This window comes from Mesorhizobium sp. NZP2077 (assembly GCF_013170805.1).
Lineage (GTDB): Bacteria > Pseudomonadota > Alphaproteobacteria > Rhizobiales > Rhizobiaceae > Mesorhizobium.
Genome location: NZ_CP051293.1, coordinates 2,872,438 through 2,894,105, shown reverse-complemented (window position 1 = coordinate 2,894,105; position 21,668 = coordinate 2,872,438). Strand labels below are relative to the sequence as shown.

The window sequence follows — 21,668 nt, the reverse complement described above, 5'->3', positions numbered from 1 at the left end:
TTATGGATCAATAGCAACCGATGATGACATTGATATGACAGCCCGGGGCTCACGCTTTGCGCCGGGAACCCGACGAGCGTGGCTGGTTGAGATGCGGGCGCCAGCCATGCACCCGGTCGCGCCCGGCGGCCTTGGCGCCATAGAGCGCTTCGTCGGCGCGACGCAGCAGATCGGCGATCTCGATCGCCGCGCTGCCGTCGAACGTGCCGACCCCGATGCTGACGGTGACGATGCCCTTCTCGCTGCCGGCATGCGCGAGCCCGAGGTCGCGCACCTTGCCCCGCAGCGTTTCGGCGATGACGAAGGCACCCCGCGCGTCGGTTTCGGGCAGGATCAGCGCGAACTCCTCGCCGCCATAGCGGGCCGCTGCGTCGGCCCGCCGCCGCGCCGTCGCTTCGATGCAGCGGCTGACGGCACGCAGGCATTCATCGCCCGCCGGATGGCCGTAAAGGTCGTTGAAGCGCTTGAACCAGTCGACGTCGATCAGCAGCAGGCTGAGCGGCGTCGCGTTGCGCCGGCCACGGGCGAATTCGCGCGCCAGCGCGTCGTCGAAGGCCCGCCGCGTCAACAGTTCTGTCAGCCCGTCGCGGTGCGCCAGGAGATTCAGCTTCTCATTGGCCGCCATCAATTCAGCCTCGACCTGCTTGGCCTCGGTGATGTCGGAAAACACGCTCAGGCTGCCCCCATCGCCGGTCGGACGGGTCCGCACGTCCAGCCAGCGCCCATCGGCGAGCCGTATCTGGCGGTGGCTGGCAAGCGTCTGCAAGGCCATGATGTCGGCGATCCACGCCTCGACCGCGTCCGGCGGCGTGACACTTTCGCCGCGCGCGACCGACGCACGCAGGATGTCGCGGTAATCGGCACCCGGCACCCTCATATCGGCCGTCTTCGGAAACATGGCGCGGTACTGGGCGTTGCACAGCATCAGCCTGCCATCGGGATCGAACATCACCAGGCCGTCGGCCATGTGCGTCAGCGCGTCTCCGAGCCTCGCCTGGCTCTCCGCCAGTTCGGTCTCCAGCTGCTTGCGATGGGTGATGTCGCGATTGTGCGTGATCAGGCCGACGACGGTGCCTGCCTTGTCGCGAAACGGCGCCTTCAGCGTCGCCAGCCAGGCGTCGGTGCCGTCCTCGTGGTGCAGATGCTGCTCGATGGTGGTGGAGACGCCGGATGCCAGGACGGCCAGTTCGTCCTTGCGGAATTCCTGCGCCGTTTCGCTGGGATAAAAGTCAAAATCCGTCTTGCCGATCAGCGCCTTCGCGTTTGCCGCCTGCATCAGTTCGGCCGTTGCCGGATTGGCGGCGATGAACCGCCCGTCGAGATCCTTGACGTTGAGGCAATCGGGCAACGTCTCGACCACGGCCTTGAAGATGCGCCGCGACTGCAGCGCTTCGATGCGCCGCCGCTCCTGGTAGATCGCCAGCCCCGACATCGCCACGGAGACAAAGATAAGCAGGCTGGACGGGAACACCACCTTCGGCAGAACCGTCTCGATAATGGACCGCGGCAGGACGCTGAGGCCAAGCAGCGATCCGCACGCGGCGGCCGCACCCAGGATCATGATATCGGCCATGGTGGGGGCGCGGCCCCTCAGCGCAAGATTGCCGGCAATACCGATCAGCATGGTGGCCGCGATCCCGACCGCGCCAGCGAAAGCGCCGATGCCGCCGTCGAAAACCCGGAAGGCACTGGCCATGACGCCGGCGACACTGCCGGCGACAGGACCACCGAAGAAGCCGGCAACGGCAATCATCGTCACCCGGAGATCGACCATGACGCCCGGCTGCAACTGCATCGGCGTCAGCATCAGGATGATGGCGCCGGCGCCCATCAGCAGGCCGAAGGCCGCGGCCTTTACAACGGCCGGCCTGCGATCCAGCCACACATGCGTGTGGATCCAGACCGAAACGAACATCGCAACGACCGCGAGGTTGGCCAGCAATTCAGACCAGGGCGAACCCATTTTCTTGCGCGTCCCCCTTCTTTCATGCGTCGAGGGTGCGTCGGCATTGGCGACGCTGTCCTCGTGGATACGCCGGGCAAGAAAACAAAGCGTTACAGTTCGCGTTTGGATTGTTCAGATGCGCAGCCAGGTTGCATTGCCAGGGCGGCCCTCACCCCCAGCGCATCCCACCAACAAAGTCGATGAACGCCCGCAGCGGTGCCGGCGTCAGGCGGCGGCCGGGGTAGTAGAGGAACGGGCCGGAAAATTCCTGCCACCACGGCTCCAGCACCGGCTCCAGCCGGCCATCGTCGAAATAGGGGCGCAACCAGTCCTCGAACAGCGAGACGATGCCGCCGCCGGCGATCGACACTTCAAGCGCCAGCGCCATGGCCGTGCCGGTGCTGACCAGAAGCGGGCCGGTCGGTTCGACGCTCACCACCTCGCCGTCGCGTTCGAACTCCCAAGGCGGCGTCAGGCCGCTGGCGAAGCGGCCGCGCAGGCAGGCGTGATCGAGCAGGTCGCGCGGATGCTCGGGCCGGCCATGCCGGTCGAGATAGGCTGGTGCGGCGGCGGTGGCAAAGCGCTGCCGGCGCGGGCCGATCGGCACCGCGATCATGTCCTGCTCCAGCCGCTCTTCATAGCGGATGCCGGCGTCGCAGCCGCTCGCCAATATGTCGACGAAACTGTCCTCCGCTGTCACGTCCACGCGAATGTCGGGATAGGCGGCGAGGAAAGACGGCAACAGGCGTGGCAGCACCAGCTTCGCCGCGACGACCGGCACGTTGAGCCGCAGCGTGCCGGCCGGGCGGCCGCGAAAGCCATTGACCACGTCGAGCGCCGCCTCGACCTCGCCCAGCGCCGGGCCGAGCCGCTCGAGCAGGCGCGCGCCGGCCTCGGTGGGCGCCACGCTGCGCGTCGTGCGGTTGAGGAGCCGCACGCCGAGCCCGGTCTCCAGCCGCCGCACCGTCTCCGACAGGCTGGAGGCGCTGACGCTGCCCACCCGCGCCGCTTCGCGAAAGCCGCCGGCGCGCGCCACCGCCATGAATGCCTGGAGGTCACCCAGATCCGTTGCCATTGTTCGCCTTTCCGCACAGGTTGTGCCGATTGCACCATATTATCGTGCAGGCGCGCTTTGTCTACATTGGGTTGATCCAAAGGAGATGAGACCATGACCGACATCAGCAAAGCCGGAACCTACAAACTCGGCGACCGCAGCGTGAAGCGACTCGGCTACGGCGCCATGCAACTGGCCGGACCCGGCGTCTTCGGCCCGCCGAAGGACCGCGACGCTGCCCTTGCCGTGCTGCGCGAGGCGATCGCCAGCGGCGTCGACCACATCGATACATCGGATTTCTACGGCCCGCACGTCACCAACCACATCATCCGCGAGGCGCTCCACCCCTACCCCGCCGGCCTCACCATCGTCACCAAGGTCAGCGCCCGACGCGGCGCGGATGCATCGTGGATTCCCGCAATGTCGCCGCAGCAGTTGACGCAGGCCGTGCACGACAATCTGCGCAATCTTGGGCTTGATGTGATCGAGGTGGTGAACCTGCGCTCCATGCATGGCATCCACGGCCCCGCCGAAGGATCGCTCGAGCCGCAATTGAACACGCTCGCCGAACTGCAGCGCCAGGGCCTCATACGCCATATCGGCCTGAGCAACGTCACATCCACCCAGATCGCACAGGGACGCGGCATCGCCGACATCGTCTGCGTGCAGAACCAGTACAACATCGCGCATCGCGAGGATGACGCGTTGATCGACGAGCTTGCCGCCGCCGGTATCGCCTATGTGCCATTCTTCCCGCTTGGCGGCTTCACGCCGCTGCAGTCGGACACGCTGGCCAATGTCGCGCGCAAACTTGGCGCGACCCCGATGCAGGTGGCGCTTGCCTGGCTGTTGCGCCGCGCGCCCAACATCCTGCTCATCCCAGGCACCTCCTCGGTCGGCCACCTCCGCGAGAACCTGGCGGCGGCAGAGCTGGAACTGCCGCGCGAGGCGATCGAGGTGCTGAACGGGATCGCCAGTGAAGCCGAGCAAGCGGCATAACGCGGTTCCTGCTGTCGGGCGGCAGCCTACCGGCTGCCGACCTTGGCGATCCTTGTCTGCGGATCGCAATAGATGCCGTAGAGCGTCTGCAGGATTCGCTCGACCTCCAAAGAAGCCAACCGGTAGTAGACCTGCTGGGCGTCGCGTCTCGTGTCCACGAGCTTGAGCGCGCGCAACTTTGAAAGTTGCTGCGACAGCGCCGACTGGTTCATCGCAACCAGTTCGGCCAGTTCGTTCACGCTCGTCTCGCCGTCCAGCAGGTGGCACAGGATCATCAGCCGTTTTTCATTTGCCATCGCGGCGAGCAGTTCGGACGCCTCACGCGCCCGCTTGTCCAGTTCGGCTATTTTTATGTTGCGCATATGAACACATTATCATATTAAGAGTTACAAATAATATTAGCCTGACGCCGGCGCCTGTCAAGCCGATGGATCGACGCGCTGGAGATTCACGCCAGCGCGCTCGTTTGATCCGCATCAAGTCGTGGCCGGCCACAATGGCGCAGGATTGGTCAATGCCGCTCCCTGCGTGGGAACCGCAATGTCGGCGTTGCGCCAAAGGCCACGCCGCGAAGGAGGAAAAAGCATGGTGCATGTTGTTGTCCTGGGTGCCGGACTGGGAGGCACCATCATGGCCTATGAGCTTCGCGACGAACTGGCGAGGGAACACAAGGTCTCCGTAATCAACAATGGCAGCCATTATTCGTTCGTGCCATCCAACCCTTGGGTCGCCGTGGGCTGGCGAGACAGGCAGGCGGTTGAGATCGACCTTGCTCCTGTGCTGGCACGGCGCAACATCGGTTTTCATCCGCAGGGAGCCAAGCGCGTCCACCCGGCCGAACGCACGGTGGAACTCAACGACGGCTCATCCCTCTCCTATGACTATCTGGTGATCGCCACCGGCCCCGAACTCGCTTTCGATGAGATCGAGGGCCTCGGGCCGGAGCACAACACCCAGTCGGTCTGCCACATCGACCACGCAATCAAGGCCAGGACGGCCTTCGATGCGCTCGTCGCCAAGCCGGGTCCGGTCGTCATCGGCGCGGTCCAGGGCGCGTCCTGCTTCGGACCGGCATACGAATTCACCTTCATCCTCGACAAGGCGTTGCGCGACGCCAGGGTGCGCGACCGCGTACCCATGACCTTCGTCACCTCCGAACCCTATATCGGCCATCTCGGCCTCGACGGCGTCGGCGATACCAAGGGCCTGCTCGAGAGCGAGATGCGCCAGCATCACATCAAGTGGATCTGCAACGCCAAGGTCGACAAGGTCGAGCCCGGCAAGATGTTCGTCCAGGAAATCGCCGACGATGGCTCGGTCAGGCAGTCGCATGAATTGCCGCTTACCTACGCCATGATGCTGCCGGCCTTCCGTGGCGTGGCGGCGGTGCGCGGCATCGAGGGGCTGACCAATCCGCGCGGCTTCATCCTCGTCGACAAGCACCAGCGCAACCCGGCCTTCCCCGAAATATTCGCGGTCGGCGTTTGCGTCGCCATCCCGCCGATCGGCAAGACACCGGTTCCGGTGGGCGTGCCCAAGACCGGCTTCATGATCGAATCCATGGTCACCGCGACCGCGCGCAACATCGGTCGGCTGGTGAAGGGCGCCGAGCCCGATGCCCAGGGCACGTGGAACGCGGTCTGCCTCGCCGATTTCGGCGATTCCGGCGTCGCCTTCGTGGCGCAGCCGCAGATCCCGCCGCGCAACGTCAACTGGTCGTCCTCCGGCAAATGGGTGCACACCGCCAAGGTCGGTTTCGAGAAGTATTTCCTGCACAAGATCAGGACCGGCAAGTCCGAGCCCTTCTACGAGCGCCTCGCACTGCAGGCGCTGGGCATCGACAAGCTCAAGCAGATCAAGGTCGAGGCGCCAGCGGATGTACCGGTTGCCTGACCGGGGCAAGCCGCCGCGACCGGCCCTCGGGCGGACGGCGGCTGGCGGCCCAGTCGAAGGCCCGCAACCGCCAGCGGCAAAGTCGGCACCGCCTCTTGCGGCCAACGATAACATTCCTATATTTAGATGTGATCATATACAAATGGAGATGACGATGTCCCTGGACCGTTCTGTTCTCGCTTTCGCCGGCATCATGGTGCTGCTGTCCGTCGTGCTCACCGCCTTTGTCTCGCCGCTGTTTGTCTGGCTGACGGTCTTCGTCGGCTTGAACATGCTGCAATCGGCGTTCACCGGCTTCTGTCCGGCGGCGATGGTCTTCCGCAAGCTCGGCGTCAAGCCGGGATGCGCATTCTAAGGGAAGACCCGCATGCGCATGCCCCTTTTGGTCGCCGCGTTGCTGGCGACCTTTCCAGTGCTTGCCGGCACGCTGACCCTGGCGCCGACGACCGTGACCGAATGGAAGGCGGTCTATGGGCGTGTCGAGGCGCGCGACACCGTTCCGGCGCGCGCCCGCATCGGCGGGCTGATCGTCGACCTGGCTGTCACCGAGGGTGAACTGGTCAAGGCGGGGCAGAAGATCGCCACCGTTCAGGACGACAAGATCGCCTTCCAGGTCGCGGCGCTGGACGCGCAGTTGCGCGCGCTGCAGGCACAGCTGGACACAGCGCAATCCGAACTCGCGCGCGGGCAGACGCTGGTCGACAAGGGTGTCATGACCGCGCAGCGCCTTGACCAGCTGCGCACCGAGGTCGACGTCGCGCGCAGCCAGCTTGCCGCGACCGAGGCCCAGCGTTCGGTGATCGTGCAGCAGGGTGCCGAAGGCGATGTCTTTGCTCCCGGCGATGGCCGCGTGCTGACCGTGCCGGTGACGCGCGGCGCTGTCATCATGGCCGGTGAAGTGGTCGCCACCATCGGTGGCGGCGGCGTGTTCCTGCGGCTGGCCGTTCCGGAACGTTACGCTGCGTCCCTGAGTGAGGGAGCCGCCATCCGCATCAATGCCGGCGGCAAGGGAGCCGCCGGCCGCCTCGCCAAGATCTATCCGCAGATCGACAATGGCCGCGTCATCGCCGACGTCGAGGTCGACAATCTCGACACCAATTTCATCGATGCCCGTGTCCTGGTCGAACTGCCGGTCGCCGAGCGCTCCGCGCTGCTGGTGCCGGTTTCCGCGATCGCAACCCGCTCGGGGATCGATTTCGTGCGCGTCGCCGCCGGCGGCACACAGGCCGAACGCGCGGTGGTCACCGGCGAGCGGACCAAGCGCGCCGACGGCGACTATGTCGAGGTCCTGACAGGCCTCGCGGCCGGCGATGTCGTGATCACGCCATGAAAGGTCCTGCCTCGTTCGGTATCGCCGGCGCGCTGACGCGGGCTTTCATCGTTTCGCCGCTGACGCCGCTGTTCCTGATCGCCGCCTTCGTCTTCGGGTTGGTGGCGCTGCTCACGCTGCCACGCGAGGAGGAACCGCAGATCTCGGTGCCGATGGTCGACATCTTCGTACGCGCCGACGGGCTGAAGGCCGACGATGCCGTCAAACTGATAACCGAGCCGCTGGAGACGATCGTCAAGGGCATCGACGGCGTCGAACATGTCTATTCGCAGACGCGCGACGACCAGGTGATGGTCACCGCCCGCTTCGTCGTCGGTACCTCGTCCGACGCCGCCGTTCTGCGCGTCCACGACAAGGTGCGCGCCAACATGGACCGCATTCCCGTTGGCGTGCCCGAGCCGCTGATCGTCGGCCGCGGCATCGACGATGTCGCCATCGTCACGCTGACGCTATTGCCGAAGCCGGAGGCGGCCGCGCGCTTGACGGCGAACGACTTGACCCGCATCGCGCGCGAACTGCGCACCGAGATCGCCAAGATCGACAATGTCGGCCTGACCTACCTGGTCGGCGACACCGGTGAAATCATCCGCGTCGATCCGAACCCGGAAAAGCTCGCCCTTTATGGCGTCACCTTGCAGCAGCTCGCGGCCAAGGTGTCAGGCGCCAACAAGGCCTTTCCGGCCGGACGCGTGCGCGACAAGGGCGAGCAGATCGACATCGTCGCCGGCGAGACGCTGGCCTCGCCCGACCAGATCGGCAACCTGCTCCTGACCTCGCGCGACAACCGCCCCGTCTATGTCCGCGACGTCGCCGACGTCGCCTTCGCCACCGACACCGGTGATGCGCTTGTGTCCACGGTCACCAGGGCTGGCGCTGGCGTGGAGCGTGTGCCGTCGGTCACGCTCGCCATCGCCAAGCGCGCCGGCTCGAACGCGGTCGCGGTCGCCGACGCCATCCTGCACCGGGTCGCCCTGCTCCAGGGCGGATTGATCCCGGGCGATATCGCGATCGACGTGACGCGCAACTACGGCGAGACCGCCAACGACAAGGCCAACGAGCTTCTCTATCATCTCGGCCTGGCGACGATCTCGATCATCCTGCTGGTCTGGGTCGCCATCGGCCGCCGCGAAGCCATGGTCGTGGCCGTCGTCATTCCGGTGACCATCCTGCTCACGCTGTTCGCCTCGCGCGTCATGGGCTACACGCTGAACCGCGTCTCGCTGTTCGCGCTGATCTTTTCCATCGGCATACTCGTCGACGACGCCATCGTGGTGATCGAGAACATCTCGCGCCACTGGGCCATGGGCGGCGGACGCGACCGCCGACAGGCGGCGATCGAGGCGGTGGCCGAAGTCGGCAACCCGACCATCGTCGCCACCTTGACCGTGGTCGCCGCACTGCTGCCGATGCTGTTCGTCTCGGGAATGATGGGCCCCTATATGAGCCCGATCCCGGCCAATGCCTCGGCGGCGATGATCTTCTCCTTCTTCGTCGCGGTGATGGTGACGCCGTGGCTGATGCTTAAACTCGCCGGACGCGCGCCGGTGCATGCCCATGGGGACCATGGCAATGGTGGTCCGCTCGGCCGCGCCTACACCGCAGTCGCCCGGCCGATCCTGGCCTCCAAGAAGGCGAGCTGGGCGTTCCTGCTTGCCGTCGGCATGCTGACGCTGGGCTCGCTCGCGCTGTTTTACACTGAACATGTCACGGTCAAGCTCCTGCCCTTCGACAACAAGTCCGAATTGTCGGTCACCATCGACCTGCCGGAAGGGTCTTCCGTCGAGGCGACCGATGCGGTGGCGCAGGCCGTCGCGGCCAGGGTTCTCGAGCTGAAGGAGGTCCGATCGGTCCAGACACACGCCGCAACGGCGGCGCCCTTCAATTTCAACGGCCTCGTCCGCCATGCCGTCCTGCGCACTGAGCCGCAGCAGGGAGACGTGGCGCTCAACCTGCTGCCGAAAGCGGACCGTGCCCGCTCCAGCCACGAGATCGCGCTCGACGTGCGCCAGCGCATCGCCACGATCCCCGTGCCGCAAGGCACCAGCCTGAAGGTGGTCGAGCCGCCGCCCGGTCCGCCCGTGATGGCAACGCTGCTGGCGGAGGTCTACGGACCCGACGGCGAGACGCGCCGCAAGGTCGCCGAAAAGATCGAGACGGCGTTCCGCTCCGTGCCCTTCATCGTCGATGTCGACAATTCCTGGGGACAGCCAGCACGCCGGCTGCGCGCCACGATTTCCACCGACGATGCGGAGTTCTTCCATGTCGAGGAAACCGACGTCTTCGACACGCTCGCCATCCTCAATGGCGGGAAGACCGTCGGCTATTCGCATCGCGGCGGTGGCCGCCAGCCGATCCCGATCCGCATCGAACGGCCGAAGGGTGAAAGGACGCTCGACGAGCGCTTCCTGACCACGCCCATTCCGGCCAATGTCCTGCCCGGCGACCGCGGCGTGGTCGAACTCGGCGATGTCGTGCGGGTGACGCCGGAGCGCGCTTCGTTCCCGGTGTTCAGACACAATGGCCGTGCCGCCGAAATGGTGACGGCCGAGCTTGCCGGCAGCTTCGAGGCGCCGCTTTACGGCATGCTAGCCGTCAGCAAGGCCATCGACGCGCAGGACTGGACCGGACTGCAAAAGCCCGCGATCTCGCTGCATGGCCAGCCGGAGGATGAAAGCCGGCCGACGCTTTTGTGGGACGGCGAATGGGAGGTCACCTGGGTGACCTTCCGCGACATGGGCGCTGCCTTCGGCGTCGCCCTTCTCGGCATCTACATCCTGGTCGTCGCCCAGTTCGGCTCGTTCAAGGTGCCGCTGGTGATCCTGACGCCGATCCCGCTGACCTTCATCGGCATCCTCGGCGGACATTGGCTCTTCGGCGCACCGTTCACCGCCACCTCGATGATCGGCTTCATCGCGCTGGCCGGCATCATCGTGCGCAATTCGATCCTGCTGGTCGATTTCATCCGCCACGCGGCGTCGCCCGACAGGCCGTTGCGCGAGGTCCTGATCGAGGCCGGCGCGATCCGGTTCAAGCCGATCCTGCTCACCGCACTTGCTGCCATGATCGGCGCGGCCGTGATCCTGACCGACCCGATCTTCCAGGGGCTGGCGATCTCGCTGCTGTTTGGCCTCGCCTCATCGACACTGCTGACGGTACTGGTTATTCCGGCGATCTACCGGGTGCTGCGCACGTGAAGGTGTCGGAGGGCCGGATTATGACCTGGATCACGCGAAAATATTCAGGTGAAGAATTTTCCAGCTCCCGTTTCAGAGATGAGGGTCTTCGCCTCGCGCTATCATCATGTGGTGGTGCTGATGGTGCATCCCCCGAGCCATGAGCCCGAAGAACCCGAGGCCGCGCAGTTTGGCGGCATCCTCCGCCGGGGGCCACACGGTCAGCGATGCGCCGCCGTCGATATCGGAAGCGTCGAAACGCCAACCGTCTACCCCGTTCATCGTCGCCGCATGGGCCTTCACCATCCGACGCACTGAATCCTGAACGGCTCCCGAACCTGTGACCAGGAATCGGGTTCCGCCCGCGACCGGCTCGCTCCTCACATCGGCGGCCAAAGTAACCGCGTTCATGTCGACGAGATGCGCGCGCAGGGCGTCGATGTCCACTTTGGACCAATCCGTGTCGGGATCAGCCTCAAGGATGGCCACGATCTCCTGGATCGCCGCGAACGCACCTTGGCCGGGCTCCGTCGGAACCTCGGCACCTGTGGCTTGCCCGCTCATCATCTGCATATGCATCTTATGGTCCATACCGCCTGACTGGGCTTGCTGGGCACAGGCTGCGGAAGAAACCAGGCAGGCGGCGACTGCGAGGGCGCGTATCATGGCAATTGCTCCGTTGACCAGGCATGCTTGCCACAGCCTCGAGCAACGCTACATGATAGAAATCATGTCGCTCCCGCTAATTGCCTTGCTCGACCGTCTGGAAGGCCGCGAGATCGAGTTCGCGGCGGGAGCACCGGTGTTTCATCTGGGTGATCCCGTCCGGTTCATTCACGTCGTGCGTTCGGGCGTCGTTCATCTGGTCAGGCATCAGGACAATGGGACGGCCCTGATCCTTCAACGTGCGGGTCCAAATTCCATCCTGGCGGAAGCCTCGTTGTATTCCGCCTCTTACCATTGCGCGGCCCGAACGGAGGTTGCTGCCGTGACCTGGGCCATTCCGCGCGCCGGCCTGCTCACCCGGATCGAGGAAGACACAGAGCTGGCGATCGCGTGGGCGCGCCATCTCGGCCACGAGGTCCAGCAGGCGCGACTGCAGTCGGAGATCTTGTCCCTCAAGACAGTCGCGGCCCGCCTTGATGCATGGGTGTCCTGGCATGGGAGTCTTCCCGCCAGGGGACACTGGTCAACGTTGGCCCGTGAAGTAGGTGTCAGTCCCGAGGCGCTTTATCGCGAAATCGCCTGGCGCCGAAGGCGTGACACAATTTGATTTCTGCAGACGACCGCTTCTTCCAAAACTCCACACAGGTTGCCGCCCGCACACCAGCGGCGCGAACCCGAGTGCAAGCAGGGACGCGATGCAGGGCCGTTTTGACCGGCGGTTTGCAGAGGGCGATGCTGTCGTTTTCAGTCTACGGTGATCGGGTATTCGGAATCCAGTGGTGGAGGCGATGCCATTGAGCCATGCCATAAGGTCAACTTCAGACAAAGTCCTTCACCTTGATGACGACGCCAATCTCGCCCCTTACCGGCATCACAGCGCGTCACGCAATCGTTCAATCAGGCGTCGAGGACCAGACAACGGATGCTCGAGCAATGGATATGCCTGGGAATCCGGAGTGACTTGAGCTTGCGGCGGACCGGGGCAGCCTTCCTGAACGTTGGTCCAGGACGAAGCATTGAGCACGGTGTCGCAGCGCGCGAGGTGCGTGTCGCCGGCCACGACGAGACAGGCAAAGCCGCCGCCCAGGGTGAACTGGCCGTTGGCCCGGCAGACGGATGTAGTCGGCGCGGGTGCTGGCGCCGGGTCACCCGGGCAATGGTCAAGGACCTCTTTCCAAGACAGGATATTGAGGTTCACCTCGCAGCGGGCCAGGTGGCTCGCCCCGCCGACCCTCAGGCAGGCATATTGCCCGGGCTCAAACCGCCCGATGCTGGCCATGCATACCGCATCGGCCCACGCCGGCACCGTCATACCGGCGAGCACCACGACGGCAGGAAATACGGCGCTCTTCACTTTGATGGATCCATCGCTGATACTTGCTCCATCGCATTGTCCGATTGTGGCAACATGAGGTCCAGGTAGGGCTCGGCTATCAGAGACAAGACAAGGCGCCCGGTACTACCGGTTCAGGCCGATCCTGCTGACCGCGATTGCCGCCATGATCGGCGCGGCGTTGATCCTGAACGATCCGATCTTCCAGGGGCTGGCGATCTCGCTGCTGTTCGGCCTGGCCTCCTCGACGCTGCTGACGGTGCTGGTTATTCCGGCGATCTACCGGGTGCCGTGCACATGAACGCGAACAGGGCGGCCGGATTCTGACCTGGATCAACTCCGGGCTCTCGAACACAGGCTAGAACCCCCTGCACGGCGCCCGCTGCACGGGCGGCGAAGCAGGTGGCACCATGTTCGAATACAGCGTTGAAGCCAGACGGACCGATGCACGAGGCAGCGTGGCTACCACCAAGAACGCCGCGCTTGTTCTCGACACCTGTCTCGAGGGCCGGGCCGATGCCTTCAATCCAGCCGAACTGCTTCTCGCGGCCATCGCCGCCTGTATGATCAAGGGCATCGAGCGCGTGACGCCAATGCTTGGTTTCAAGCTGCGCGGCGTCAGGGTCGCGTTGCATGCCGTTCGGCGCGACAGCCCGCCGGGGATTGCCTCGATCGACTACGAGCTTGTCGTCGACACCGATGAAACCGACCAGCGGCTGGAGCTGCTGCACAAGAACGTCCGCAAATACGGCACGATTTCCAACACAGTCGCCGCCGCCACGAAACTCGAAGGCACGATCAGGAGAAAAGCATGAGCCGCCTGCATGTCGAAAACCATCTGGTGTCACGTATCGGCTGGCTACGCGCCGCGGTGCTAGGGGCCAATGACGGCATCGTCTCGACCGCCAGCCTTATCGTCGGCGTAGCCTCGGCCGCCGCGCCGACTTCGCAGGTTCTGGTTGCCGGCATAGCCGGGCTGGTCGCCGGCGCCATGTCGATGGCGGCCGGCGAGTATGTCTCGGTCAGCTCCCAGTCGGACACCGAGAATGCCGACCTTGCCCGCGAACGCGAGGAACTCAGGACGCAGCCGGAATTCGAGCGCGAGGAACTGGCGCAGATCTACGTCAATCGCGGGTTGGAGACAGGCCTGGCGCGGCAGGTCGCCGATCAGCTGATGGTCAGGGATGCACTGGCCGCGCACGCCCATGACGAACTCGGCATTTCCGAAATGACCACGGCGCGGCCGATCCAGGCGGCGCTGACCTCGGCGGCGACCTTCAGCGTCGGTGCGGCTATGCCGTTGCTCATGGTGCTGGTGTCGCCGGCCTCCATGCTGGTGCTGGCGGTTTCGGTGGCCTCCCTGCTTTTCCTTGGCTTTCTCGGCGCCATCGGCGCCAGGGCGGGCGGCGCCAACATCCTTCGCGCAACGCTGCGCGTCACCTTCTGGGGCGCCTTCGCCATGGCGCTCACCGCCGGCATCGGCGCGCTGGTCGGCACGGCGGTATGAACGGCCTGCGGTCCGATGCCAGGTTCCTGTCAAGCCGATCCTGATGGCTGTGGCAGGAGGCCTTCGAACAGCGCGCTCTGGTCGCGGATGGCCGCCATCATGTGTTCGCGAAACATCCTGACGCGCTTGGTTCGCTTGAGGTCCGGATGGTAGAGCAGCCAGAGCCCAAGATCGTGGATCGGGTCCGGTTCGCGAAAGCGCTCCAGTTCGCCGGCGCTATCGCCCATGAAGCAGGGCAGATAGGCGATGCCCAGCCCCTGCTTCAGGGCAGCCAGCGTCAGCAGCGTGTCGTCGACGAAGAAACTGTGGCGGTGGTCCGGGCATGCCGCATGGGTCCAGGATTGGTGGAAGGCGCAGCACTCCACGCCAAGCCAGCTCGGCGTGGCGCCGCTGGCGCGCAGACCCTCGAGATAGCGCCGCTCCCCGTAGACGGCCGACGCCACATTGGTGAGCCGGGTGCCGACCAGCGTGTCGAGCGGCGTGTTGGTCAGCCGGATGGCGATGTCGGCATGGCGTTCGGCGAGGCTGACATATTTGTTGGAGACCTGCACATGCAGGCGGATATCTGGGTAGGCCGCGCTGAAGCCGGCGAAGATCGGCATCAGCACTGATGAAGCCATGTTGTTGATCGCCGACACCCTGAGCTCGCCTGCGACGCGGTCTTCCTGGCCGCCGAGCGCGCCTTCGACCTCAAGCACTTCCAGCTCCATCTTGCCGGCCGCCATCCTCAGTTCGTCGCCTGCCGGCGTCAGTTCGTAGCCGGATTTCTTGCGCTCGATCAGCCGCGTGCCAAGCTGCGTCTCCAGCAGCCGGATACGCCTCGACACGGTGGAGTGCTGGATGTTCATGCGTTTTGCGGCGCCGCTTATCGAGCCGTCGCGCGCGACGGCCAGGAAAATCCGCAAGTCATCCCAATGCATCCTGGACCCCGATCCGTGCAATTTTGCAAAATGGGCGTCGAGATTTCGAGAATGGCACCAGAATTACGCCACCCCTAGGCTTTCCGGCAAGGCAATAGTGCCTTCGCGGAGGAAGTCATGACCATGCAGCAACCGATTTTCGATCCGGCAAAGTTCAAGGAAACCACCCGCAGGCAATGGGACAGCGCCGCCGAGGCCTGGAACCGCTGGGGTTCGCTGTTGACCCGCTGGCTCGGACTCGCCACCGAACTGATGCTTGACATGACCGATGTCGGCAAGGGCAGCCGGGTCCTCGACGTCGCTGCCGGTGCCGGCGAACAGACGCTGACGGCGGCGCGGCGTGTCGGGCCGACGGGCTATGTGCTGGCCACCGACATCTCGGCCGGCATTCTGAACTTTGCCGCCGAGAATGCGAGGCTGGCCGGCTACGCCAATGTCGACACCGCCGTCGCCGATGGCGAAATGCTGGATGCCATTTCGGCCGAACCATTCGACGCGGCGATCTCGCGCGTCGGGCTGATCTATTTTCCCGACCAGAACCGGGCGCTGGGCGGCATGCGCGATCATCTGAAGCCAGGTGGCAAGGTTGGCGCCATCGTCTATTCCACCGCCGACAGGAACCCGTTCTTCTCCATTCCGGTCGGCATCATCCGCCGCCGCGCCGCGCTGCCCGCGCCCCTGCCCGGCCAGCCCGGGCCGTTCAGCCTGGGCGACCCGGCGGTGCTGGCCAAGCGCCTGACCGATGCGGGGTTCCACGACGTGCGCATCGAGAAGGTCAACGCGCCGGTGCGGCTGCGATCGGCGCTCGAATGCCTGCAGTTCGAGCAGGAATCGTTCGGCGCGCTGCACCAGATGCTGGCCGGCCTGTCGCCCAGCGAGCAGGACGACGCCTGGGCCGAAATCGAAACCGCGCTTGGCCAGTTCGAACAGGACGGACAGTTCGAAGGGCCATGCGAAATGCTGGTTGCAGCCGCCACCAGATAAGTCGCCCAGCCGGCGCGGCTTGGGCGGCACCAGATTGTTCTTCACCCCCGGCCGAACAGCCGCGCCAGCCGCTTCTTCAGCGGCCGCAGCGACAGCCGCCGCCGCCGGGAAAATCCTGCAATGCGCTGCCGCACCGCGTGCATGGCATCGACGTGCATGGCATCGACGCTCATCGAGCAGTCGCCGAGCAACAGGTTGGGGCCGGACGGCCGCCGCATGATGCCGCGCAGGGCGCGCTCATGCATCTCAGCGTAGCGGCTGTAATCCACACCAGGATCCCAGTCAGGCGGCCGCGCCAGAACCGTTGGATTGTTGTTGATCTCGAAGGTCTGCACCCGGCCATCGACGATGCCGTAGTCGATGCGGCCGTAATCGATGCCTGCCAGCGCAAAGACACGCTCGATCTGCGTGGCATGCGGATTGTCGGCTACATAGGCGCGGCTTTCGGCTCTGTCGGCTTCAGTGAAGCGGGTGCCGGGAAACTTGATGTACCAGTTCTCATTGATGAAGCAGTGCTGCGGATAGATCGTCGGCCCGACCTTGTAGGCCGAGTACTTGCGAAACCGGCCGTCGGCCGAAGGGGCCGCGCCATATTCCACAATCATCAGGTCGGGGTCCTGGCGAACATGGCCCGGCAGGCCGGCAATCGCCGCCTCCAGCGCATCGGCGCCGTCGATCAGCCCGGTCAGCGGCGGCTCATGCTGGCTCTCCCAGCGCACGAAAACCGGAAACCGGCGAACAGACTTGCGCTCCCCCAGGCGATACACATCGAAATCGTTCAGGCCGGCGCCCTTGAGCCGCTTCAGCAAGTCGAAGCGCCGCGGCACGATTGCCGGGTCGTTGAGGCGCAACAGACCTGGATTGAGCAAGGCGATGCGGCCATGCAATGCAATCGCGGCCTCCAACCGCGCCGGCGACAGCCTTTCGAAATCGGTGAAGATGAAGGTGCCGGGAGTGACTGGGCCGAGCCTTCCCGCCAACTCATAGGGAATGATCCGGACCAGATCACCAAGCCCGTGGCGGTAATAGCCAAGCAGCACGCCCATCGTGTAAGCGTGTTGGCGCGTGCAGAAATAATAGATCGGTCCCTGATCGCTGGTCATGGCCGGGCGTCGATATCCAGGCGTGCCTGGCGCAAACCTGTGCGGGCTGGAAAGGTGGGGTTTCTCGAAAGTCGATGCATAACGAGCCTTCTTCCAGTCCTGCATTCGAAGCCGTGCGGCATCCATGGCAAGGCATTCGTGCCGGCGCCTTCGAAGGTGCCGCGGACACCTACGCGATCCATGATGAAATGCGACGGCGCGCTCCGGTCTGGCGAGCGCCTTGGGGCGATGTCTACCTCACCGGCTACGATCTCGTTTCGAGCAGCCTCGCCAATCGCAAGCTGTCGCATGTACCGCCGGGCGGCGGGACCGCCGAGCCGTCTTCCGCGATCCGCGACTGGCTGATCTATCAGGAGGGCAGCGCCCACACCGCCCTGCGCCAGGCGCTGCAGCAACCCTTTGTCGGCAAAGGCATGGCAGCATTGCGTCCCGTCGTGGACGAAGCGGTCGAGGACCTTGTCGGCGATGCCGGCCAGTCCGGCACGATTGATGTCGTGGCCGCCTTCACGCGCGCCGTACCCGAATGGGTCATCTGCCGCCTGCTTGGCGTGCCGGACGAGGACATGCCGATGATCCGGGCATGGTCGGGCTCGATCCGCACCATTCTCGATGCCGGCTTCGACGAAGCGTTTGGCGGCCATGGCAACCCGGCCGACGAAATGTCCGACTATTTCGTGGAGCATCTGCGTCGTCTGCTTGCCGCCGGGCAGGTACCGCCGCTGCTGACTGGGCTTGCCAGTCTTGTCGAGGCGCTGGGGCTGACGGCCGCCGGTCGCAACATTGCCTTCCTTGCCTTTGCCGGCCACGAGACCACGGTGCACCTTATCGGCAACATGCTGTTCCATCTTGCTCACCAGCCTTCCCAGTGGTCCGCCCTGCGTAGAGACCGCCGGCTTGCCGCCAATGCCGTTGCCGAAACGCTGCGGCTGGAAAGCCCTGTACAGAAGATCTGCCGCTGGCCACTCGAACCCGTCATGCTTGACGGCCAGGAAATCGAGAAGGACGATCTGTTGGTGCTCCTCGTCGGCGCCGCCAACCGCGATCCCGCCCAGTTTGCTGATGCGTCGCGTTTCGACCTTGGCCGGGCCGGCAAGCAGAATTTGGCCTTCGGCCGGGGCGCGCACGTATGCATCGGCAGGGCGCTCGCGGAAATGGAAGGTACCGCGGTGCTGGAAGCCGCACTCGCCCGTTGGAACACCATCGAACCGGTTGCCGCCCGCTGGATGGACAATTCCTCCATCCGCGGCCTGGACGCGTTGACCTTGCGCCTGACGGCCTGACCCGTCTGCCTGCGGTCTTCGCGACCTTGCCCGGCAACCCGGATTTTCGATTCCATGCCAAGGAGATGCGGCATCATCCTAGATCTCCCCCTGATCCGCTTCGAGCGCTGCTAGAAGCGCCGCGTCCGATCGCCCGAGCAGTATCGGCGCCTTCATCCCGGCAATACTGGTGCCGCCCGCCGTGCGGTGGCGCTTCAGCCTGCCATAGAGGTCGTCGACGCCTTTGGCCCGCAACGGCTCGAGCTGGCCGATCCGACGGGCATATTCATATTGCGGATTGGCCTTGAGCGCGTGGTCGAGACTTTCATCAAACGCGTCGACGGTGCGCCCTTGACCAGCCTCGACGAAAAGCCGGTAGTGCGGGTGTGGGGCCGCGACCGCCACCAGCAGCGCATAGGTTCGATGATCGAGCCCGATCTCGGCCAGACAGCGCGCGACGAAAGCTTCCGTGAGCTTCTCGCCACAGAGATCGGACGCCATGCCGGCACGGCCATGGAAGCGCAGGCGCGGCGTATCCCCGCTATATCCAGTGACCTCGATCATGTCCTGCGTGTCGTAGCGGTAGAGACCGGAGCCCGTGGTAACGATCAGCCTGTAGATCCGACCGGCTTCCAACTGCGAGGCGAAAAGGCAGGCACCGCCTTCATCGACAAACTCGAAGAACCCGCTTTGCGATGCCAGTATACAGCCGGGGCCATCGCCGTAGGGGAATGAAACGGCGGCTTCGGTGGACATCAGCCCCTTGGACTGGATGAACACGTGCGGGAATTGCGCCTGCAATGCGGCGGCAAAGCCGCTGCTCGAGGCGTCGGTCCAGCAGCTGATCGTGTCGAGGCGAGGCCAGATCTCCGACAGTTGCGAATTCCCAAGCGCGCGTTCCAGCACGGCAATGCGACTGCGCACCGCATCCGCCGTCTGCGTAGCGCGCAGCTTCTCAGCCAGTTCCGCCAACAGGCTTCCGCCATCGCGTTGCATCGCGCGCAGGATTTCCGTCAGATAGGTCGGGCTCCAGACCCAGATCAGGGCAAGATCCTCAGCGGCCAAAAGATGCAGGCAGGTCTGCCTCTGCCAGTTGGCGAAATCGGTGAGCAACCGCAGGTGCATCGGCACGGCGGAAAGTTCGATCAGGCTGTCGCGCAAGGCGCCGAAATAGGCGAAAGGCACTGGACTGCCCAACCTGTGTGCGCCGACGCGCTCGTTCGCGCCGCGGCCCACTGGGCTCAGTGCAAAATAGCTGCGTCCACGCCTGATGCCCGGGCGGCGGCGGATCAGGTTCGCCAGCCAGGGATAAAGGCAATCGGTGAAGGCCTGCAGGCCCGTATCCGTATAAGGAATAAATTTCGAGCCGCCGGAACTGCCGCCGGTCTGTTCCAGGAACCGGACCGGTTCGGCGGTCAGCACGTTGTCACCCCCGCTGACCACTCGTTCGATATAGGGCGACACCATCTCGTAGTCGCAGATCGGCACCAGATCGCGAAAGGTTTCCGCCGAAGTGACGCCGGCGAAGCCTTGGTCAGCTCCGAACGCTGTCGCGGCATTGGCGTTGACAAGCCGCCGCAAGACGGCGCGCTGCGTGGCCTCGACACTGTCGAGCCGGGACTGGAAAACAGCCTCGGCAGCGGCGGTCGCACCGGCAATCTGCGCCCAGGCTTCAGCAACCATGGTTCAGCCCTTCGGCAAAACTCGCTGCGCCATAACGCTTCAGATTGCTTGCGTCGAACTCAGCCAGGCAGGCAAGCTCGACGCCTCGGAAGTAAAAGGGATTGGCTCTCAGGAAGAAAGCGGCGAAGCGGTTGCGGACCGCCGTTTGCTCGACATCGGCCCATTGTTGCCGCAAATGGCCCTGGGACGGGCCGAAATCGACCAACCCCGTGGCCGGATCGAAATAGTCCCCATAGCGGGCGGCCGCAATTGTGTCGCGGATCAGCTGCAGGCGGGCTGAATCCTGGCCATCGATGGCGGGAACGAAATCGCGGAAGAAGTTGGGCAGGATGCGGAATGTCCTGTGCCCGCCTATGATGGGGAACCAGAACAGGCGGCCCCCCACCCTTGCCTTGGCGGCGCCCGCCGCGCGGAAGAAACCGCGCAGCAGCATAGGGTCGCCCCAGCGCGCCGAATGGAGAACGGTGTCGCCGGAAAAGAGATAGTGGACAGTGTCCTCGCCGATCGTCTGCGGCCTGACGAGGTAGGTCGAGAACCCAATGATCTCCCGGTCGCGCCGGATGATCACGACGGCATCCTTCTCGGCGAGATCGCGCTCGAAACCGTTGCGGTCGACGGCCTCGTAGTAGGTCTCGTACAACGCAAACATCCGGTCGCGGTCGGACGGGCTCAAATCCGTGACCGGTGTGTCTACCCCGTGAATGGAATCAATTTCATCTGCAATACTTCGCACGCAATCTTGCCGCCCATATAAACCCCGATGCATCGAATATGAGACAGAGCTTGAGAAGTTCAACCCGCTCTTTTCCGAATCCTTGTCAAACCGGTTATGCCAGCGCGCCCGCCGCCGGCAGCTTGCGAACTCGCCCCCGCCCGTGCCATCAGTCAGCCCAACCGACACCAGAGCGACGGCCATGACATCACGGCGGATACACGATGCCGGCAGGCCGGCGATCACCAGGCCACACATGGCCAAATCCCCCGGTGTCAGCTTGAACCGCGCCCTGTCCAAACTCGGCCTGTGCTCGCGCACGCAAGCCGAGGTGCTGATTGCCGAGGGCCGCGTGCGCGTCGGGGGCAAGGTGGTGCGCGATGCCGCATTGCGCGTCGACCTGAACCGCGACCGCATCGTCGTCGATGGCGAAGAGGTGGTTGCCGAGCGCAAGGTCTATGTCATGCTCAACAAGCCGCGCGGGCTGGTCACCACCCGCGACGACCCGCAACAGCGCGACACCGTCTATGCCTGTCTCGAAGGGCTCGATCTGCCCTTCGTCTCGCCGGTCGGCCGCCTCGACAAGGCGAGCGAAGGCCTGATTCTGATGACCAACGACACACGCTTCGCCAACCGGCTGATGGACCAGGCCTCGCATCTGCCCAAGACCTATCACGTCCAGGTCGGTGCGGTGCCGGACGAGGCGATGCTGGAGACGCTGCGCGCGGGCGTCACCGTCGACGGCGAGAGCCTGACGGCAAACTCGATCGCGCTTTTGCGCAGCGGCGGCCGCACCGCCTGGCTGGAGATCGTGCTCGACGAAGGCCGCAACCGCCACATACGCCGCCTGCTCGCCGCCCACGGCATCGAGGTCAAGCGCCTCATCCGCATCGCCGTCGGCGGCCTGCCGCTCGGCGACCTCGCCAAGGGCACGGCGCGGCATTTGACAGCGGAGGAACTGGTGTTGGTGGGTGGGTGAGCGCTACGCTGTCATTTAACGGTAATATTTATGACAACCGTATACGACTCTCCCGTAATTGTATGGATCGAAAACGTTATCTGATCCCGCCCTTTAAATCCAGGATTTGACTTGTAAAGACCACTTAC

20 protein-coding genes and 1 pseudogene are annotated in these 21,668 nt (G+C 64.7%); 12 read left to right on the top strand and 9 right to left on the bottom strand.

What is annotated here, in order from left to right; genetic code table 11:
- Nucleotides 1-49: 49 nt before the first annotated feature.
- Nucleotides 50-1,963 carry a diguanylate cyclase gene (locus HGP13_RS14280; protein ID WP_172226286.1) on the bottom strand — a complete coding sequence of 638 codons (1,914 nt, stop codon included), beginning with the start codon at nt 1,961-1,963 and terminating at the stop codon, nt 50-52.
- Nucleotides 1,964-2,114: 151 nt separating this feature from the next.
- Nucleotides 2,115-3,020: a LysR family transcriptional regulator gene (locus tag HGP13_RS14275; protein WP_172226284.1), complete on the bottom strand. Its 906-nt coding sequence runs from the start codon at nt 3,018-3,020 to the stop codon at nt 2,115-2,117.
- 93 nt (nt 3,021-3,113) lie between these two features.
- Between HGP13_RS14275 and HGP13_RS14270 the strand changes: the two genes are divergently transcribed.
- Nucleotides 3,114-3,998: an aldo/keto reductase family oxidoreductase gene (locus HGP13_RS14270; RefSeq protein WP_172226282.1), complete on the top strand. Its 885-nt coding sequence runs from the start codon at nt 3,114-3,116 to the stop codon at nt 3,996-3,998.
- Nucleotides 3,999-4,024: 26 nt separating this feature from the next.
- Here HGP13_RS14270 and HGP13_RS14265 read toward each other — a convergent pair whose 3' ends face one another.
- A complete protein-coding gene (locus HGP13_RS14265; RefSeq protein WP_172226279.1) occupies nt 4,025-4,360 on the bottom strand; it encodes a metalloregulator ArsR/SmtB family transcription factor in 336 nt (111 codons plus the stop codon).
- 223 nt (nt 4,361-4,583) lie between these two features.
- Here HGP13_RS14265 and HGP13_RS14260 point away from each other — a divergent pair, with 223 nt between their 5' ends.
- From HGP13_RS14260 to HGP13_RS14245, 4 genes are all read left to right on the top strand, one after another.
- Complete coding sequence (locus tag HGP13_RS14260) at nt 4,584-5,891, top strand: FAD/NAD(P)-binding oxidoreductase (RefSeq protein WP_172226276.1); 1,308 nt, start codon at nt 4,584-4,586, stop codon at nt 5,889-5,891.
- 154 nt (nt 5,892-6,045) lie between these two features.
- Entirely contained in the window at nt 6,046-6,246 is a 201-nt protein-coding gene (locus HGP13_RS14255) for a DUF2892 domain-containing protein (RefSeq protein WP_140813415.1), read from the top strand.
- Between the two features lie 12 nt (nt 6,247-6,258).
- Nucleotides 6,259-7,221, top strand: coding sequence for an efflux RND transporter periplasmic adaptor subunit (locus HGP13_RS14250; protein ID WP_172226273.1), 963 nt, complete (start codon nt 6,259-6,261; stop codon nt 7,219-7,221).
- Nucleotides 7,218-10,415 (top strand): efflux RND transporter permease subunit, encoded by a 3,198-nt coding sequence (locus tag HGP13_RS14245; protein WP_172226270.1) that lies wholly within the window; start codon nt 7,218-7,220, stop codon nt 10,413-10,415. The genes HGP13_RS14250 and HGP13_RS14245 overlap by 4 nt, the downstream gene beginning before the upstream one ends.
- A 72-nt stretch (nt 10,416-10,487) precedes the next feature.
- Here the strand turns inward: HGP13_RS14245 and HGP13_RS14240 are convergent, their stop codons facing one another.
- A complete protein-coding gene (locus HGP13_RS14240; protein WP_172226267.1) occupies nt 10,488-11,060 on the bottom strand; it encodes a hypothetical protein in 573 nt (190 codons plus the stop codon).
- Here HGP13_RS14240 and HGP13_RS14235 point away from each other — a divergent pair.
- Complete coding sequence (locus tag HGP13_RS14235) at nt 11,059-11,667, top strand: Crp/Fnr family transcriptional regulator (RefSeq protein WP_172226264.1); 609 nt, start codon at nt 11,059-11,061, stop codon at nt 11,665-11,667. The two genes, HGP13_RS14240 and HGP13_RS14235, sit on opposite strands and share 2 nt — an antisense overlap.
- A 264-nt stretch (nt 11,668-11,931) precedes the next feature.
- Here the strand turns inward: HGP13_RS14235 and HGP13_RS14230 are convergent, their stop codons facing one another.
- Nucleotides 11,932-12,414 (bottom strand): hypothetical protein, encoded by a 483-nt coding sequence (locus HGP13_RS14230; RefSeq protein ID WP_246707374.1) that lies wholly within the window; start codon nt 12,412-12,414, stop codon nt 11,932-11,934.
- A gap of 106 nt (nt 12,415-12,520) precedes the next feature.
- Between HGP13_RS14230 and HGP13_RS14225 the strand changes: the two are divergent.
- The 3 genes and pseudogenes from HGP13_RS14225 to HGP13_RS14215 all read left to right on the top strand — a co-directional run.
- Nucleotides 12,521-12,694 (top strand): annotated as a pseudogene (locus tag HGP13_RS14225) (hypothetical protein); the annotation flags it as partial.
- A 109-nt stretch (nt 12,695-12,803) separates the two neighbouring features.
- Nucleotides 12,804-13,208, top strand: coding sequence for an OsmC family protein (locus HGP13_RS14220; protein ID WP_172226261.1), 405 nt, complete (start codon nt 12,804-12,806; stop codon nt 13,206-13,208).
- Nucleotides 13,205-13,900: a VIT family protein gene (locus tag HGP13_RS14215; RefSeq protein ID WP_172226258.1), complete on the top strand. Its 696-nt coding sequence runs from the start codon at nt 13,205-13,207 to the stop codon at nt 13,898-13,900. The genes HGP13_RS14220 and HGP13_RS14215 overlap by 4 nt, the downstream gene beginning before the upstream one ends.
- Nucleotides 13,901-13,929: 29 nt before the next feature.
- Here HGP13_RS14215 and HGP13_RS14210 read toward each other — a convergent pair whose 3' ends face one another.
- Nucleotides 13,930-14,820, bottom strand: a complete 891-nt coding sequence (locus HGP13_RS14210) for a LysR family transcriptional regulator (protein ID WP_172226255.1) — start codon at nt 14,818-14,820, stop codon at nt 13,930-13,932.
- Between the two features lie 117 nt (nt 14,821-14,937).
- Here HGP13_RS14210 and HGP13_RS14205 point away from each other — a divergent pair, with 117 nt between their 5' ends.
- On the top strand, nt 14,938-15,804 hold the full coding sequence (locus HGP13_RS14205) for a class I SAM-dependent methyltransferase (protein ID WP_172226252.1): 867 nt from the start codon (nt 14,938-14,940) through the stop codon (nt 15,802-15,804).
- 41 nt (nt 15,805-15,845) lie between these two features.
- Here the strand turns inward: HGP13_RS14205 and HGP13_RS14200 are convergent, their stop codons facing one another.
- Nucleotides 15,846-16,907, bottom strand: coding sequence for a hypothetical protein (locus tag HGP13_RS14200; protein ID WP_172226249.1), 1,062 nt, complete (start codon nt 16,905-16,907; stop codon nt 15,846-15,848).
- A 74-nt stretch (nt 16,908-16,981) separates the two neighbouring features.
- Between HGP13_RS14200 and HGP13_RS14195 the strand changes: the two genes are divergently transcribed.
- Nucleotides 16,982-18,187, top strand: a complete 1,206-nt coding sequence (locus HGP13_RS14195) for a cytochrome P450 (RefSeq protein WP_172226246.1) — start codon at nt 16,982-16,984, stop codon at nt 18,185-18,187.
- Nucleotides 18,188-18,265: 78 nt separating this feature from the next.
- On the opposite strand, the gene HGP13_RS14190 is transcribed toward HGP13_RS14195, so the two are convergent.
- Entirely contained in the window at nt 18,266-19,849 is a 1,584-nt protein-coding gene (locus HGP13_RS14190) for a GH3 auxin-responsive promoter family protein (RefSeq protein WP_172226243.1), read from the bottom strand.
- Nucleotides 19,839-20,819 (bottom strand): hypothetical protein, encoded by a 981-nt coding sequence (locus HGP13_RS14185; protein WP_172226240.1) that lies wholly within the window; start codon nt 20,817-20,819, stop codon nt 19,839-19,841. Before HGP13_RS14185 ends, HGP13_RS14190 begins: the two co-directional genes overlap by 11 nt.
- Here HGP13_RS14185 and HGP13_RS14180 point away from each other — a divergent pair.
- A complete protein-coding gene (locus tag HGP13_RS14180; protein ID WP_172226237.1) occupies nt 20,818-21,540 on the top strand; it encodes a pseudouridine synthase in 723 nt (240 codons plus the stop codon). The two genes, HGP13_RS14185 and HGP13_RS14180, sit on opposite strands and share 2 nt — an antisense overlap.
- Nucleotides 21,541-21,668 lie beyond the last annotated feature (128 nt).